Raw genomic sequence first — 17,237 nt, forward strand, 5'->3', positions numbered from 1 at the left:
GCTTCACGGATAGACTTAGGAATGCCCAGCTCAGCTTTAATGCTTTCCAGCCATGCCAGCAGTTTTTCAATCTTAGCGGCGGTACGGTCGCCCGGCGCGCTCAGGCCCAGGTGGTCAGCAATTTCAGCGTAACGACGGCGTGCCTGCGGACGATCGTACTGGCTGAAAGCGGTCTGCTTGGTCGGGTTGTCATTCGCGTTGTAGCGGATAACGTTACAAATCAGCAGGGCGTTCGCCAGACCGTGCGGAATGTGGAACTGAGAGCCCAGTTTGTGCGCCATGGAGTGACATACACCGAGGAAGGCGTTGGCAAACGCGATACCGGCGATAGTCGCTGCACTGTGAACACGTTCACGCGCAACCGGGTTTTTAGACCCTTCGTGGTAAGACGCCGGCAGGTTTTCTTTCAGCAGTTTCAGAGCCTGCAGAGCCTGACCGTCAGAGAACTCAGAAGCCAGTACGGAAACATAAGCTTCCAGGGCGTGAGTCACCGCATCCAGACCACCGAACGCACACAGGGACTTCGGCATATCCATCACCAGGTTGGCGTCGACAATCGCCATATCCGGGGTCAGGGCATAGTCAGCCAGCGGATATTTCTGACCGGTTGCATCGTCGGTCACAACCGCAAACGGTGTGACTTCAGAACCGGTACCGGAAGTGGTGGTGACGGCGATCATTTTCGCTTTCACGCCCATTTTCGGGAACTTGTAGATACGTTTACGGATGTCCATAAAGCGCAGCGCCAGTTCTTCAAAGTGAGTTTCCGGATGTTCGTACATGACCCACATGATTTTCGCGGCGTCCATCGGGGAACCGCCGCCCAGCGCGATAATCACGTCCGGTTTGAAGGAGTTCGCCAGCTCAGCGCCTTTGCGAACAACGGAAAGCGTCGGGTCGGCTTCAACTTCGAAGAAGACTTCGGTTTCAACGCCAGCCGCTTTCAGCACAGAGGTGATCTGGTCTGCATAGCCGTTGTTGAACAGGAAGCGGTCAGTCACGATGAGCGCACGTTTGTGGCCATCAGTAATCACTTCATCCAGCGCGATGGGCAGAGAGCCACGGCGGAAGTAGATAGATTTCGGAAGTTTGTGCCACAACATGTTTTCAGCTCGCTTAGCAACGGTTTTCTTGTTGATCAGGTGTTTCGGACCAACGTTTTCAGAGATGGAGTTACCACCCCAGGAACCACAACCCAACGTCAGGGAAGGTGCGAGTTTGAAGTTGTACAGGTCACCGATACCACCCTGAGAGGCCGGGGTGTTGATCAGGATACGCGCGGTTTTCATCATCTGACCGAAGTAAGCAACGCGTTCTGGCTGGTTATCCTGGTCAGTGTACAGGCAGGAGGTATGACCGATACCGCCCATTGCGACCAGTTGCTCCGCTTTATCTACCGCATCGGCAAAATCTTTTGCTCGGTACATGGCGAGCGTCGGAGAGAGTTTTTCGTGAGCGAAAGGCTCAGAGACGTCCGTTGCACTCACCTCCCCTATCAGAACCTTGCTGTTTTCAGGCACAAAAATGCCGGCAATCTCTGCGATTGTAGCCGCTGACTGGCCGACAATTGCCGCGTTCAGCGCCCCATTTTTGAGCAATACTCCGCCTACAGCTTTCCTCTCTTTTTTATTCAGAATCACCGCGCCGCATTTCGCAAAACGCTCGCGAACGGCATCATAGACGGAATCAACAACGACAACAGACTGTTCAGAAGCACAGATTACGCCGTTATCGAAGGTTTTCGACATCAGGATTGACGCCACAGCGCGTTTAATGTCAGCAGTTTCATCAATCACTACCGGAGTGTTACCTGCGCCTACGCCGATAGCCGGTTTGCCGGAGCTGTATGCTGCTTTAACCATGCCTGGACCACCCGTCGCGAGGATCAGGTTAATATCCGGGTGGTGCATCAATGCGTTAGACAGTTCTACGGAAGGTTGATCGATCCAGCCAATCAGATCTTTCGGCGCGCCGGCAGCGATAGCCGCTTGCAGAACGATGTCTGCCGCTTTGTTGGTTGCTTCTTTAGCGCGCGGATGCGGAGAAAAGATGATGGCGTTACGGGTCTTCAGGCTAATCAGCGACTTGAAAATCGCGGTAGAGGTCGGGTTGGTTGTCGGAACGATGCCGCAAATAATACCGACAGGTTCAGCAATCGTAATGGTCCCGAAAGTGTCGTCTTCTGACAGCACGCCGCAGGTCTTTTCATCTTTATAGGCGTTATAGATATATTCGGAAGCGAAGTGGTTTTTAATCACTTTGTCTTCCACGATGCCCATACCAGACTCGGCGACCGCCATTTTGGCCAGCGGAATGCGGGCATCAGCGGCGGCCAGAGCGGCGGCGCGGAAGATTTTGTCTACCTGTTGTTGCGTGAAACTCGCGTACTGACGCTGGGCTTTTTTGACGCGCGCAACCAGCGCGTTTAATTCTTCAATGGAATTAATCGACATGGAAACCTCGAACGGAAACAGAGAAGCGCCGCCGCAGAACGCGGCGGCGAAAGTCATTAACGCAGACGATGCTTAATTTTTTCTACCATCATCGCGGTGGAGATGCCGTAGCGATCGTGCAGCGTCGGCAGCGCGCCGGCCAGCAGGAATTCGTCAGGCAAACCAACGGTATCCAGCTCACAGCGTACGCCTTTGCGCATCAGCAGCGCGGCAACCGCCTCCCCTAACCCGCCGACCGAGGTATGGTTTTCCGCGGTCATCACCAGGCGACCGGGCTTCGACGCCTGCTCAATAATCGCTTTTTCATCAAGTGGCTTGATTGTCGGCACGTGCAGTACGGCCACGCTGATATTATCGGCGCGTAGCTTTTCAACCGCCTCCAGAGCACGCATGGTCATCAGCCCGGAAGAGATAATCAGCACATCATTGCCGTCCTCCAGCAGTTTCGCCTTGCCCAGCTCAAACTGATAGTCGTACTTATCCAGCACCAGCGGCACCTTACCGCGCAGCAGGCGCATATACACCGGGCCGTTATGGTCAGCAATTGCCGGTACCGCCTGCTCTATCTCCAGCGCATCGCAAGGATCGACGATAACCATGCCGGGAATGCCGCGCATAATCGCCAGATCTTCGGTTGCCTGGTGGCTTGGCCCGTAGCCCGTTGTCAGACCCGGCAGCGCTGCGCAGATCTTCACGTTCAGATGCTCTTCGGCGATCACCTGATGGATAAAATCATAGGCGCGACGGGTGGCAAACGCAGCGTAGGTGGTAGCGAAGGGAATAAATCCCTCTTTCGCCATGCCCCCCGCCGCGCCCATCAGCAGCTGTTCCGCCATTCCCATCTGGAAAAAGCGATCCGGGAAAGCCTGGGCGAAAATATGTAGATCGGTATATTTTGACAGGTCCGCGGTCATACCGACGATTTCAGGGCGCTGCGCCGCCAGTTTTGACAGCGCGACGCCAAACGGCGCAGGGATCGTCGCCTGGCCTTCATCGGCGATAGAAGCAATCATCGCGGACGTTTTTAAACGTGGTTTACTCTGGCTCATTACAGCACTCCTTCCGGTTTGTTAGCGTCCAGCACCGCAATCGCTTTTTGCCACTCGTCAGCATCGACGCGAATAAAATGGTTCTTATCGCGGGTTTCGAGGAACGGCACCCCTTTGCCCATCAGCGTGTCGCAGAGAATGACCCGCGGCTGGTTGCCGGCATGACTTTTCGCGTTGTCAAAGGCCGCAATCACCGCGGCCAGATCGTTACCGTCCACGCGCTGTACGTACCAGCCGAAAGCGGCCCATTTTTCATGCAGCGGCTCAAAGCCGAGGATTTTGCGCGAATCGCCGTCCGCCTGCTGTTTGTTGACATCAACGATGTTAATCAAGTTAGTCAGGCCATAGTGGGCTGCCGACATCGCCGCTTCCCAGGTTGAACCTTCGTCCAGTTCCCCATCCGACATAGAGTTATAAACCCAGGACGTGCTGCTCTTTTGCTTCAGCCCGAGCGCCATTCCTACGGCAATGGACAGCCCCTGCCCCAGCGAACCACCGGACATCTCCATCCCCGGCGTGTAGGTCGCCATCCCCGACATCGGCAGGCGGCTGTCGTCGGAACCGTAGGTTTCCAGCTCCTCTTCCGGGATAATTCCCGCTTCCAGCAGCGCCGCATAATAGGCGATGGCGTAATGGCCGTGAGAGAGCAGGAAGCGGTCGCGCCCTTCCCACTCAGGGTCTTCCGGACGGTAGGTCATCGCGTGGCTGAACGCGGTTGCCAGCACATCGGCATAGCCCAGAGCCTGGCCGATATAGCCCTGTCCCTGAACTTCCCCCATTTGCAGGGCGTAGCGGCGGATGCGCCACGCCGCTGCGGCGACTTTTTGTGATTCGGTCATCTTCATCTCATTGCCTCGCTTAGTGAATTAACATGCCGCCGTTAACATCCAGGGTGATACCGGTGGAGTAGGACGCGAGATCGCTTCCCAGGAACAGCGCGGCGCGCGCGATGTCTACCGCATCGCCCAGGCGGTTCATCGGGATCCCGGCAAGGATGTTGGCCGTCATTTCATCGGTCAGCTTACCGGCGGTGATGTCGGTCTGAATCAGCCCCGGAGTGATGCAGTTTACGCGGACGTTATCGGGGCCAAGCTCACGCGCCATCGCCCGCGCCAGACCGAGCACGCCGGCTTTTGCCGCGCTGTAGTGCGGGCCGCCGAAGATACCGCCGCCGCGCTGGGCGGAAACGGAGGAGATGCAGACAATGCTGCCGGATTTTTGCGCTCTCATGACCGGGATAACCGCCTGTGACATCAACAGCGTGCCGCGCAGGCTGACGTCAAGCACCGCGTCATAATTAGCGCGCTTAATGTCCATTAGCTTCAGCGGCTGAGTAATACCGGCGTTATTCACCAGTACATCGACCCGACCATATTTAGCCATGATCTGTTCAATTGCCGCCTGAACCTGAACTTCGTCAGCGACGTTTGCCGCCAGCCCGAGATGACCTTCGCCTAATGCCGCAGCCGCGGCTTCGCTGGCTTCGCCATTGAGGTCGATAATGACCACTTTAGCGCCGTTTTCAGCAAATAATTTCGCGGTAGCAAAACCCAAACCGCGTGCGGAGGCCGCGCCAGTAATAATGGCGACTTTATCTTTTAATAACATATTTTCACTCCATGACATTATGTCATATTAATTAACAGGATATATTTCCGTTATTGTGGCTCATCGAGGAAGAGAATAACCACCAGACCAATTGCTGCGCAGATACCGAAATAGGTAAATACAGAATTAAAGCTGCCGGTCTTATCAAGTAAAAAACCCGCAGCCATCGGAGCGACAAACCCGCCGAGGTTGCCGCCGCTATTGATAATAGAAGAGGCAATGGGATACGTTTTCGTATCCGAAACCGCCATACCGTATGCTGTGAATGCGGGCCAGCCAATATTCAGGCATAAACCGACGAAGAATAACCCAACACATACCGCCCAGGTGCTTGCCGGAATATTCAGCATAATTAACATCATGACCACGGTGGAAATAGCGGTAAACATCATCGTTGGCTTACGACGACGGCCTAATACTTTATCCGAAATCCATCCGCCGCCAATCGCGCCAATAAACCCGCCGATGCACGGCATACTGGCTACAAACCCCATACTCATGACATCAAAACCGCGTTCTTTCACTAAATAGAGCGGAATCCAGGTTAATAAGCCGTACAGCACGCTAACCATCATAAAATAGGCCAGGCAGTCACCGAGGATATTTTTGGAGGTGAATAATCCTTTTGTCGTATCGATAGGCGCCATTTTTTTCACCCGAATAATTTTATCCAGCAAAGTGAAACGATCGGCAATTAATATATTTTCCCGTACGGTGTTTTTATGGATATCACGCCCGGCATTAATCTCTTCCAGTTCACTTTGCGAAACAAATCCGCTCTCTGAAGGTTTTGACTTAACCAGTAAATACCAGGCAATCGCCGCCACGATCCCCGGGATCGCAAAGGAGAAAAAGACCCACCGCCAGCCCCAGGTGACCGCAATCCACACCGCCAACGGCGGCACGATAATCGGCGCAAACATGGTGGCCGCGATATAAACGCCGGTTGCCGTGGCTTTCTCTTTCGGCGGAAACCAGTTATTAATCGTTGAAGCCAGCCCCACCGGGCATGGTCCTTCGCTAAGCCCCAGTCCCAGTCGCACCATCTTCAGGCTAAACACCGAACTTACCGTGCCCATCAGCCAGGTGAAAGCGGAAAAGCCGAAAATTGACAGTGAAACTAACCCCCGCGTGCCGCGTTTGGCGATAAAAAAACCTGCCGGGATCTGGCTTACCGCGTAGCCAAGGAAAAACATACTGGCGATGGCCCCGGCTTCAAAGTTGTTGATATGAAACTCATCAATGATAAACGGCAGCACCGCGCCGATATTGGTTCTGTCGGCGTAATTTATTGCATACACCAGGAAAATCATCGTCAAAACAACCAAACGATATTTTGTCTTCCTGGCGTCAGTACAGACTACAGTATCTATACGTGACATAGGGTATCCTCATTATTGTTTATACCCTTCATACTTCAAGTTGCTTATGTGTTGGCTACGGATTACTCGGCCCATCCATGGGCCTCGCCCTGACGGGCCGTCGCACGCGACGTTCAAATCTATTCCCGGCAGATTTGTCGCTCACCCCAGTCACATAGTTATCTATGCTCCTGGGGACTCACTCCCTTGCCGCCTTTAAGCAACTCGAATTATTTTGGGTATATGTTTTTTTCGCGAACCTTACCGCATCGCGCCTTGTTATCAGGCCTGTGGTTGCAATATAACAATCCCCAAAAGAAACGGCATTCAAAAAACCTCAATTATGAATGAGGAAAATTTGCTTCGTGACTGGATTCAAATTATTGTTGAATCAGCTTGACCGACAGAAATGGCAGATAAAACTGTTAACTTCATCACGAATTACCCCATAACTTATTTTTCGCCTATGTTAAGCTGACCAGGTATTAGGGGAGTAACTGCTGAATTTACTTCCTGGGGTAATAAAATTGGGCGATCATCATTCCATTCACCGGAGATAATCATGAACCAGCCACTACAGAATAAAAGCTTGCCTGTGCCATCTTTACGCAATATCCAGGCATTCATTGAAGTGGCTGATACCAACAGCCTGAATCTGGCAGCTGAAAATCTCAATGTTACGGCCTCCGCGGTAAGCCATCAGATAGCCAGTCTGGAACAGTATCTGGGAAAGAAACTTTTTTCGCGCAGCAGTAAAGGCGTCGTATTGACCGCGATTGGTGAAAAATATTTAAAAGAGGTTTCGGGGGCGTTAAACATTATTGGACAGGCTACCAACCAGGTCATAAATGATATTCACCAGGATTATTTACGCATACATTCAGCACCGAGTTTTGGATTACTATGGTTGATGCCCCGTCTGAATAAATTTCGCCAGGCCTGGCCTGAGCTTAAAATTAGCCTGACCTGTTCTTACGAAAGTATTCAGTTCTCCCGTGATAATATCGATATCGATATCCGCCACGGCCTTTCACAATGGCCGACGCTGGTCGTCAAAACCATAAAAAATGAACGTATGCTCCCCTATACGTCATCGACTTATTTAGCGAGTCATAGCATTCAAAACATTGAAGATTTACTGGGTTGCGATCTTATTCATTCAGATAGCACGCTGATCAACTGGAGCAACTGGCTGTCCTGGCATAAGGTTCGCGGCTGGAATAAAAACTTTATTTTTAATTTTGACCGTTCCTATATGAGCATTGAGGCCGCACGCATGGGCATGGGTATTATTCTCGAGAGCAATTTACTGGCCGGACAAAGCGTTAGCCAACGCCACCTGGCGCCCGTTTTTACGACTGACGTGAGTATGCCGGTTAACGCTCACCACTTCGTTTTGCCACACCACAATGAACAAAAAGAGAAAGTGAGGATATTCTTTAATTGGGTTTCCAAAGAGCTAAGCCGCGAAGGATTTCAGATCTAATAGCTGGCGGTAGACAAACCTGAAATGTGCGCCTAAAGTTAATCAATCGATTGATTAAGACTTAGGGCGTGTGATGAATATTCCCACCACGACCACCAAGGGCGAGCAGGCGAAAAGTCAGCTCATTGCCGCCGCACTGGCGCAGTTTGGCGAGTATGGCCTCCATGCCACCACGCGCGATATCGCTGCGCTGGCGGGGCAAAATATTGCCGCCATTACTTACTATTTCGGCTCAAAAGAGGATTTATACCTCGCCTGCGCCCAGTGGATTGCCGATTTTCTTGGCGAAAAATTTCGCCCCCATGCTGAAAAAGCGGAGCGTCTGTTTAGCCAGCCTGCCCCTGACCGGGACGCCATACGCGAGCTCATTCTGCTCGCCTGCAAGAACATGATTATGCTGCTGACGCAGGAAGACACCGTTAACCTGAGCAAATTTATTTCACGCGAGCAGCTCTCTCCCACGTCGGCCTATCAATTGGTCCATGAACAGGTTATCGATCCGTTGCACACCCATCTGACAAGATTGGTTGCCGCTTATACCGGCTGCGACGCCAATGATACGCGCATGATTTTGCATACCCATGCCTTACTGGGCGAAGTGCTGGCGTTTCGTCTCGGCAAAGAAACTATTCTGTTACGTACCGGCTGGCCGCAGTTTGATGAAGAAAAAGCGGAGCTGATTTACCAGACGGTAACCTGCCACATCGATCTTATTCTGCACGGTTTAACGCAAAGGAGTCTGGACTGATGAAAAAACCTGTCGTTATCGGACTGGCAATCGCAGCGATCGTCGCTGTGATTGCCGGTGGAACCTGGTGGTATCAAAGTCGGCAGGACGATGGGCTGACGCTATACGGTAATGTCGATATCCGTACCGTCAATATCAGCTTTCGCGTCGGCGGCAGGCTGGCGTCGCTGAATGTTGATGAAGGCGATACTATCAAAGCCGGACAGGTGCTCGGCGAACTGGATCACGCGCCATACGAAAACGCGCTAATGCAGGCGAAAGCTGGCGTGTCGGTCGCGCAGGCGCAATATGATTTGATGCTGGCAGGCTATCGCGATGAAGAGATAGCCCAGGCCGCCGCCGCCGTCAGACAGGCGCAAGCCGCCTATGACTACGCGCAAAACTTTTATAACCGTCAGCAAGGATTGTGGAAAAGCCGCACCATTTCCGCTAACGATCTGGAAAACGCCCGCTCATCGCGCGATCAGGCGCAGGCGACGCTGAAGTCCGCGCAGGATAAACTGAGCCAGTACCGTACCGGTAATCGTGAACAGGATATCGCCCAGGCGAAAGCCAGCCTGGAACAGGCAAAGGCCCAACTGGCGCAGGCGCAGCTTGATTTGCAGGACACTACGCTTATCGCGCCTGCCAACGGAACCTTGCTCACCCGCGCGGTCGAGCCTGGCAGTATGCTGAACGCCGGCAGCACGGTATTAACGCTCTCGCTGACCCGCCCCGTCTGGGTGCGCGCCTATGTCGATGAACGCAACCTCAGTCAGACGCAACCGGGGCGCGACATTCTGTTGTATACCGACGGTCGTCCTGACAAACCTTACCACGGTAAGATTGGTTTCGTTTCGCCCACCGCGGAATTTACGCCGAAAACCGTCGAAACGCCGGATCTGCGTACCGATCTTGTCTATCGCCTGCGCATTATCGTCACCGATGCGGACGATGCGTTACGCCAGGGGATGCCAGTCACGGTGAAATTTAATGACGAGGCACGGCATGAGTGAGGCCGTTATTAAGCTGCACGGTCTGACGAAGCGCTTTGCGGGAATGGATAAACCCGCCGTCGCGCCGCTCGACTGTACCATTCATTCCGGTTATGTCACCGGGCTGGTAGGGCCGGACGGCGCAGGAAAAACTACGCTGATGCGTATGCTGGCGGGCCTGCTCAAAGCCGATGGCGGCAACGCGTCAGTATTGGGCTTCGATCCGATACAAAACGACAGCGAGCTGCACGCGGTTCTGGGCTATATGCCGCAGAAATTCGGTCTGTATGAAGATCTTACCGTCATGGAGAACCTTAATCTCTATGCCGATTTACGCAGCGTTACCGGCGAGATACGGGAAAAGACCTTTGCCCGTTTGTTGGAGTTTACCGCCCTCGGCCCTTTCACTGGCCGTCTGGCGGGGAAATTGTCCGGCGGGATGAAGCAAAAACTGGGGCTGGCCTGTACGCTGGTCGGCGAACCGAAAGTGCTGCTGTTGGATGAACCGGGCGTTGGCGTTGACCCGATTTCACGGCGCGAGTTGTGGCAAATGGTCCACGAACTGGCGGGCGACGGGATGCTGATTTTATGGAGCACCTCCTATCTGGATGAAGCCGAACAGTGTTGCGATGTACTGCTGATGAATGAAGGCGAGCTGCTCTATCAGGGCGAACCTAAAGCGCTGACGCAAACGATGGCCGGTCGTAGCTTTCTGATGAGCAGTCCACAGGAAAACAACCGTAAGTTGCTACAGAGAGCGCTCAGACTGCCGCAGGTGAGCGACGGCATGATTCAGGGACGTTCGGTACGCCTGATCCTGAAAAAAGAGGCGACCGCAGCAGATATTCGCCAGGCCGAAGGGATGCCGGAAATCACCCTCAATGAGACCGCGCCGCGCTTCGAAGATGCGTTTATCGATCTGCTTGGCGGAGCGGGAACCTCGGAGTCTCCGCTGGGTTCGATCCTGCATACGGTTGAAGGCACTGCCGGCGAAACGGTGATTGAAGCGCAGGAACTGACGAAAAAATTTGGCGATTTCGCGGCCACGGACCATGTTAATTTCGTCGTACAGCGCGGCGAGATTTTTGGCCTGCTCGGCCCGAACGGCGCGGGTAAATCAACCACCTTTAAAATGATGTGCGGCCTGCTGGTGCCGACGTCCGGCAAGGCGCTGGTGCTGGATATGGACCTGAAAGTCAGCTCCGGCAAAGCCCGTCAGCATCTGGGCTATATGGCGCAAAAATTTTCGCTTTACGGCAACCTGACGGTTGAGCAGAACCTGCGTTTTTTCTCCGGCGTCTACGGTTTGCGGGGCCGCGCGCAAAATGAAAAAATTCAGCGCATGAGTGAAGCGTTTGGTCTGAAAAGCATCGCGTCGCATCCCACCGATGCGCTGCCGCTGGGCTTTAAACAGCGACTGGCGCTGGCCTGCTCGCTGATGCACGAACCGGATATTTTATTCCTTGATGAACCAACGTCCGGGGTTGATCCCCTCACCCGCCGTGAATTTTGGCTGCATATTAATAGCATGGTGGAAAAAGGGGTCACGGTAATGGTGACGACCCACTTTATGGATGAGGCGGAATATTGCGATCGCATCGGACTGGTTTATCGCGGGAAGCTTATCGCCAGCGGTACGCCGGACGATCTCAAAGCGCAGGCCGCCGATGAGCAACAGGCCGATCCGACGATGGAGCAGGCCTTTATCACTCTCATCAATGACTGGGATAAGGAGCATACGCATGAGTAAGTCTCTCTCCTGGCGCCGCGTGCGTGCGTTGTGCGTCAAAGAGACGCGCCAGATCGTGCGCGATCCCAGTAGCTGGCTTATTGCGGTGGTGATCCCGCTACTGTTGCTGTTTATTTTTGGTTACGGTATTAACCTTGACTCCAGCAAGCTGCGGGTGGGGATTCTGCTTGAACAACAAAGCCAGGAGGCGCTGGATTTCACTCATGCGATGACCGGTTCACCCTATATCGACGCGACCATTAGCGATAACCGCCATGAATTAATTGAAAAAATGCAGGCCGGACGCATTCGCGGACTGGTGGTGATTCCGGTGGATTTCGCGCAGCAAATGGCGCGCGACGGTGACAGCGCGCCGATTCAGGTGATTACCGACGGCAGCGAGCCAAACACCGCCAACTTCGTTCAGGGTTATGTTGAAGGCATCTGGCAAATCTGGCAACAGCAGCGGGCGGAAGATCGCGGCGACACCTTTGAACCGCTCATCGACGTCCAGACGCGCTACTGGTTTAACCCGGCGGCGATCAGTCAGCATTTTATTATTCCCGGGGCGGTGACCATTATCATGACGGTAATTGGCGCAATCCTCACCTCGCTGGTCGTTGCCCGCGAATGGGAACGCGGCACGATGGAGGCGCTGCTCTCAACCGAAGTGACGCGTGTTGAACTGCTGCTGTGTAAGCTTATTCCCTATTACTTTCTCGGTATGCTGGCGATGCTGCTCTGTATGCTGGTATCGGTGTTTATTCTCGGCGTGCCGTATCGCGGTTCGCTGGTGATTCTGTTTATCATCACCAGTCTGTTTTTACTAAGTACGCTGGGGATGGGGCTGTTGATTTCCACCATCACTCGCAACCAGTTTAACGCCGCGCAGGTGGCGCTGAACGCCGCCTTTTTACCCTCGATTATGCTGTCCGGGTTTATCTTCCAGATAGACAGTATGCCTGCGGTGATCCGCGCGGTGACCTATATTATTCCGGCGCGCTATTTTGTCAGCACCCTGCAAAGTCTGTTTCTGGCCGGCAATATTCCGGTCGTTTTAGGCGTTAACGTACTGTTTTTAATCGCCTCGGCGGTGATGTTTATTGGCCTGACGTGGCTAAAAACCAAACGACGGCTGGATTAACTCTGTGTATGGATAATTGTCGTCGTAGGTCGGATAAGGCGTTCACGCCGCCATCCGGCATTATGCCTGATGCGCTTTGCTTATCAGGCCTACAAACTGGACTGAGAGGACGGGCATGTTTCATCGCTTATGGACGTTAATTCGCAAAGAACTGCAATCGCTTTTACGCGAACCGCAAACGCGCGCGATCCTGATTCTGCCGGTGCTGATTCAGGTCATCCTGTTTCCGTTCGCCGCGACGCTTGAAGTCACTAACGCGACTATCGCCATCTATAACGAAGATAACGGCAAACATTCGGTAGAACTTACCCAGCGCTTTGCCCGCGCGAAAGCGTTTACCCATGTGCTATTGCTGAACAGTCCGCAGGAGATCCAGCCGACTATCGATACGCAAAAAGCGCTGCTGCTGGTGCGCTTCCCGGCGGATTTCTCGCGGAATCTGGATACCTTCCAACCTGCGCCGATGCAACTCATTCTTGATGGACGTAACTCCAACAGCGCGCAAATCGCCGCCAATTATCTGCAACAGATCGTCAAGGAGTATCAGCAGACATTGATGGACGGCAAGCCAAAGCCCAACAATAGCGAACTGGTGGTACGCAACTGGTATAACCCGAATCTGGACTACAAGTGGTTTGTGGTGCCCTCGCTGATCGCCATGATCACCACTATTGGCGTGATGATCGTCACTTCGCTGTCCGTCGCCCGCGAGCGTGAACAAGGCACTCTGGATCAGCTGCTGGTCTCTCCGCTCACCACCTGGCAGATTTTCGTTGGTAAAGCGGTGCCGGCGCTGATTGTCGCGACCTTCCAGGCCACGATCGTGCTGGCTATCGGCATTTGGGCATACCAAATTCCCTTCGCCGGTTCATTAGCGCTGTTTTATTTCACGATGGTGATTTACGGGCTGTCGCTGGTAGGCTTTGGCTTGCTGATATCATCGCTTTGCGCCACGCAACAGCAGGCGTTTATCGGCGTCTTTGTCTTTATGATGCCGGCGATTTTGCTCTCGGGTTATGTCTCGCCGGTGGAAAATATGCCAGTCTGGCTGCAAAACCTGACGTGGATAAATCCTATCCGCCACTTTACTGATATTACCAAGCAAATTTATCTTAAGGATGCGAGTCTGGGGATTGTCTGGGGAAGTTTGTGGCCGCTACTGGTGATAGCGGCCACCACGGGGTCAGCGGCGTATGCGATGTTTAGACGCAAAGTGATGTAGCTTTTTATCTTTCGCCAGTAGCGAGACCACGGCGGGCCCGGCCAGGATAGCCAGCCCCGCCAGCGCCAGCAAGACATTGTTTTGCAATACGCGGGATAGCAGCCAGAGGACAATCAGCGCGGTGCCGAAGTACCAGGTGGTAGTCAGCTCTTCCAGCACATCCGCCACATCGCGCCAGCGTTGCTCATGATGGCGCTGCAACGCCAGCATCAGCAGTACCGTCACGCCATAAAGCACGCATAATCCCAGGCCGACGCGCACTAATGTGCCGCTCATCCAGCCTATTACCAGCATCGCCACTACCAGTAAATGCAACATAATCTGCCAACAACCGAGGCCGGTTGCGACACGAACGCGTTGTTGCCACTTCATGGCTTTTCTCCTGAAGCATTTTTCTCTCATTATTCAGAGTACCGAACTTTACGGAAAATTCCGTAAGACCGCATCTTTTTGTGACGACGACTACACTATTTCAATCAGGATAGTGACGCGGACAGGAAGAAAATGACTCAACACACGCGAAATTTTTCATTCAAAGTGCTCACAATTAATACGCACAAAGGTTTTACCGCCTTTAATAAACGCTTCATCCTGCCGGAGCTGCGCGACGCCGTCAGAACGGTCGGCGCCGATATCGTCTGTCTGCAAGAAGTGATGGGCGCGCATGAAGTACATCCGCTGCATATCGAAAACTGGCCGGACACTACCCACTATGAATTTTTGGCCGACACCATGTGGAGCGATTTCGCCTATGGCCGCAATGCGGTCTATCCGGAAGGCCATCACGGTAACGCGGTTCTTTCTCGCTATCCCATTGAACATTATGAAAATCGCGACGTCTCAGTCGGCGGTAGCGAAAAACGCGGCGTGCTCTATTGCCGCATTACGCCGCCCATGCTCAACCGCCCTATCCACGTCATGTGCGTACATCTCGGCCTGCGGGAGAGCCACCGCCAGGCGCAGTTAACCATGCTGGCGGGATGGGTGAATGCCTTGCCAGAATCAGAACCGGTGCTGGTGGCCGGAGACTTTAATGACTGGCGGCAAAAGGCCGGCCCGCCGTTAAACGCGGCCGGACTGGAGGAGATATTCACCCGTGCCCATGGCCGACCGGCGCGCACATTCCCGGTGAGTATGCCGCTGCTGCGACTCGATCGTATTTACGTCAAGAATGCGAACGCCAGTTCTCCTACGGCGCTACCGCTGCGGAACTGGCGACATTTATCAGACCATGCCCCCCTTAGCGCGGAGATCCATCTATGAAATGCGGCTGGCGTGAAGGTAATCAAATTCAGCTACTGGAAAACGGCGACCAGTTCTATCCTGCCGTGTTTGAAGCCATCGCTCAGGCACAGCAAAAAATCATTCTGGAAACCTTTATCTTATTTGAAGATGAGGTGGGTAAAAAACTCCATGCCGCTCTGCTAAAAGCCGCACAGCGCGGCGTAAAAGCCGAAGTATTACTCGACGGCTACGGCTCTCCCGATCTCAGCGACGCGTTTGTCGGCGAATTAACCTCGGCGGGCGTTATTTTCCGCTATTACGACCCCCGCCCGCGTCTACTGGGGTTGCGAACCAATATCTTCCGCCGAATGCACCGCAAAATTGTGGTGATTGATGATCGTATTGCCTTTGTCGGCGGCATTAACTACTCCGCCGAACATATGTCGGATTACGGCCCGCAGGCGAAACAAGACTACGCGGTACGGGTCGAAGGGCCTGTTGTGGCCGATATCCTGCAATTCGAAGTCGAGAATCTGCCGGGGCAAAGCCCCGCGCGCCGCTGGTGGAAGCGCCATCACCAGGCTGAAGAAAACCGTCACCCCGGCGAAGCGCAGGCGCTGTTTGTCTGGCGGGATAATGAAGAGCACCGCGACGATATCGAACGTCATTATCTGAAAATGCTGACCCAGGCAAAGCGTGAAGTGATTATCGCTAACGCCTATTTTTTCCCCGGCTATCGCTTGCTCCACGCAATGCGTAAAGCCGCCCGCCGTGGCGTGAGCGTAAAACTGATTGTCCAGGGGGAACCAGACATGCCGATAGTCAAAGTCGGCGCGCGGTTGCTCTATAACTATCTGGTGAAGGGCGGCGTGCAGGTTTATGAATACCGACGCCGTCCGCTGCATGGCAAAGTGGCGCTGATGGACGATCACTGGGCCACGGTAGGGTCGAGTAATCTCGATCCGCTCAGCCTGTCGCTTAACCTTGAAGCTAACCTGATCATTCACGATCGTACCTTTAACCAGACCCTGCGCGATAATTTACAAGGCATCATCGTGAACGATTGTAAGCAGGTCGATGAGTCTATGCTGCCGAAACGCACCTGGTGGAACCTGACCAAAAGCGTGCTGGCGTTCCACTTTTTACGTCATTTCCCGGCGCTGGTCGGCTGGCTACCGGCGCATACCCCGCATCTGGCGCAGGTTCCCCCGCCTGCCCAGCCAGAAATGGAAACCCAGGATCGCGTTGATCCAGAAAATACAGGAGTGAAGCCCTAATGGCTAAATCGCATCCGCGCTGGCGGCTGGCTAAAAAAGTGCTGACCTGGCTGTTTTTTATTGCGGTCGTCGTTCTGCTGGTGGTTTATGCTAAAAAGGTCGACTGGGGCGATGTCTGGACCGTCATCCGCGACTATAACCGCACGGCGCTTTTAAGCGCTGTAGGACTGGTGATCGTTAGCTATCTTCTGTACGGCTGCTACGACCTGCTTGGACGGCTTTATTGCGGCCATAAGCTGGCGAAGCGACAGGTGATGTTGGTATCGTTCGTCTGCTATGCCTTTAACCTGACGCTCAGCACCTGGGTCGGCGGGATCGGGATGCGTTACCGACTATACTCTCGCCTCGGGTTGCCCGGCAGTACTATCACGCGCATTTTCTCACTCAGCATTACCACTAACTGGCTAGGCTATATTCTGCTTGGCGGCATCATTTTTACCTTCGGCATTGTCCAGCTTCCCGACCACTGGTATATCGATGAAGGCACGCTACGAATTCTCGGTATCGTTTTATTGTTGATTATCGCGGTCTATCTGTGGTTTTGCGCCTTTGCGAAGCGGCGGCATATGACGATTAAAGGACAGAAACTGGTGCTGCCGTCATGGAAATTCGCGCTGGCGCAGATGGCGATCTCCAGCGCGAACTGGATGGCGATGGGCGCCATCATCTGGCTGCTGATGGGTCAGGATGTGAACTATTTCTTTGTGCTGGGCGTACTGCTGGTGAGCAGTATCGCGGGCGTCATCGTGCATATTCCGGCAGGCATCGGCGTGCTGGAGGCCGTATTCCTTGCGTTGCTGGCGGGCGAACATACGTCGCAAGGCACGATTATCGCCGCCCTGCTCGCGTACCGCGTGCTTTACTATTTTATTCCCCTGTTGCTGGCGCTGGTGTGCTACCTGATCCTGGAGAGCCGGGCGAAGAAGCTGCGGGCGAAAAACGAGCGGGCGATGGCGAAATAA

15 protein-coding genes are annotated in these 17,237 nt (G+C 53.7%); 9 read left to right on the forward strand and 6 right to left on the reverse strand.

What is annotated here, in order from left to right; all coding sequences use genetic code 11:
* The 5 genes from adhE to ABVM99_RS22785 all read right to left on the reverse strand — a co-directional run.
* Positions 1 to 2,453, reverse strand: a 2,453-nt coding sequence (gene adhE / locus ABVM99_RS22765; protein ID WP_052938841.1) for a bifunctional acetaldehyde-CoA/alcohol dehydrogenase, incomplete at its 3' end; no start/stop codon positions are given.
* 56 nt (positions 2,454 to 2,509) lie between these two features.
* Positions 2,510 to 3,502 (reverse strand): transketolase family protein, encoded by a 993-nt coding sequence (locus tag ABVM99_RS22770; protein ID WP_000083414.1) that lies wholly within the window; start codon positions 3,500 to 3,502, stop codon positions 2,510 to 2,512.
* Positions 3,502 to 4,347, reverse strand: a complete 846-nt coding sequence (locus ABVM99_RS22775) for a transketolase (protein WP_000784291.1) — start codon at positions 4,345 to 4,347, stop codon at positions 3,502 to 3,504. The genes ABVM99_RS22770 and ABVM99_RS22775 overlap by 1 nt, the downstream gene beginning before the upstream one ends.
* A 13-nt stretch (positions 4,348 to 4,360) precedes the next feature.
* Positions 4,361 to 5,110 carry an SDR family NAD(P)-dependent oxidoreductase gene (locus ABVM99_RS22780; protein WP_000924697.1) on the reverse strand — a complete coding sequence of 250 codons (750 nt, stop codon included), beginning with the start codon at positions 5,108 to 5,110 and terminating at the stop codon, positions 4,361 to 4,363.
* Between the two features lie 50 nt (positions 5,111 to 5,160).
* Positions 5,161 to 6,492 (reverse strand): MFS transporter, encoded by a 1,332-nt coding sequence (locus ABVM99_RS22785; protein WP_024145443.1) that lies wholly within the window; start codon positions 6,490 to 6,492, stop codon positions 5,161 to 5,163.
* Positions 6,493 to 7,033: 541 nt separating this feature from the next.
* On the opposite strand from ABVM99_RS22785, the gene ABVM99_RS22790 reads away from it, so the two are divergent.
* The 6 genes from ABVM99_RS22790 (at position 7,034) to ABVM99_RS22815 (ending at position 13,774) form a co-directional block, all read left to right on the forward strand.
* Positions 7,034 to 7,957 carry a LysR substrate-binding domain-containing protein gene (locus tag ABVM99_RS22790; protein ID WP_001075547.1) on the forward strand — a complete coding sequence of 308 codons (924 nt, stop codon included), beginning with the start codon at positions 7,034 to 7,036 and terminating at the stop codon, positions 7,955 to 7,957.
* 73 nt (positions 7,958 to 8,030) lie between these two features.
* A complete protein-coding gene (gene cecR, locus ABVM99_RS22795) occupies positions 8,031 to 8,705 on the forward strand; it encodes a transcriptional regulator CecR (protein WP_001025254.1) in 675 nt (224 codons plus the stop codon).
* Positions 8,705 to 9,700, forward strand: a complete 996-nt coding sequence (gene hlyD / locus ABVM99_RS22800) for a secretion protein HlyD (RefSeq protein WP_000743436.1) — start codon at positions 8,705 to 8,707, stop codon at positions 9,698 to 9,700. The genes cecR and hlyD overlap by 1 nt, the downstream gene beginning before the upstream one ends.
* Positions 9,693 to 11,429, forward strand: coding sequence for an ATP-binding cassette domain-containing protein (locus ABVM99_RS22805; protein WP_023194811.1), 1,737 nt, complete (start codon positions 9,693 to 9,695; stop codon positions 11,427 to 11,429). The genes hlyD and ABVM99_RS22805 overlap by 8 nt, the downstream gene beginning before the upstream one ends.
* Positions 11,422 to 12,552: an ABC transporter permease gene (locus ABVM99_RS22810; RefSeq protein ID WP_000045765.1), complete on the forward strand. Its 1,131-nt coding sequence runs from the start codon at positions 11,422 to 11,424 to the stop codon at positions 12,550 to 12,552. Before ABVM99_RS22805 ends, ABVM99_RS22810 begins: the two co-directional genes overlap by 8 nt.
* Positions 12,553 to 12,667: 115 nt before the next feature.
* Complete coding sequence (locus tag ABVM99_RS22815; protein ID WP_000469050.1) at positions 12,668 to 13,774, forward strand: ABC transporter permease; 1,107 nt, start codon at positions 12,668 to 12,670, stop codon at positions 13,772 to 13,774.
* On the opposite strand, the gene ABVM99_RS22820 is transcribed toward ABVM99_RS22815, so the two are convergent.
* Entirely contained in the window at positions 13,736 to 14,146 is a 411-nt protein-coding gene (locus ABVM99_RS22820; RefSeq protein ID WP_000871970.1) for a YbhQ family protein, read from the reverse strand. The genes ABVM99_RS22815 and ABVM99_RS22820 overlap by 39 nt on opposite strands.
* Before the next feature lie 132 nt (positions 14,147 to 14,278).
* On the opposite strand from ABVM99_RS22820, the gene ABVM99_RS22825 reads away from it, so the two are divergent.
* The 3 genes from ABVM99_RS22825 to ABVM99_RS22835 are packed head-to-tail and all read left to right on the forward strand — an operon-like array spanning position 14,279 to position 17,237.
* A complete protein-coding gene (locus tag ABVM99_RS22825) occupies positions 14,279 to 15,037 on the forward strand; it encodes an endonuclease/exonuclease/phosphatase family protein (RefSeq protein WP_000192039.1) in 759 nt (252 codons plus the stop codon).
* A complete protein-coding gene (clsB, locus tag ABVM99_RS22830; protein ID WP_000649639.1) occupies positions 15,034 to 16,275 on the forward strand; it encodes a cardiolipin synthase ClsB in 1,242 nt (413 codons plus the stop codon). Before ABVM99_RS22825 ends, clsB begins: the two co-directional genes overlap by 4 nt.
* Positions 16,275 to 17,237, forward strand: a complete 963-nt coding sequence (locus ABVM99_RS22835; RefSeq protein ID WP_001129817.1) for a YbhN family protein — start codon at positions 16,275 to 16,277, stop codon at positions 17,235 to 17,237. Before clsB ends, ABVM99_RS22835 begins: the two co-directional genes overlap by 1 nt.

The organism is Salmonella sp. SJTUF15591, assembly GCF_043356435.1.
Lineage (GTDB): Bacteria > Pseudomonadota > Gammaproteobacteria > Enterobacterales > Enterobacteriaceae > Salmonella > Salmonella enterica.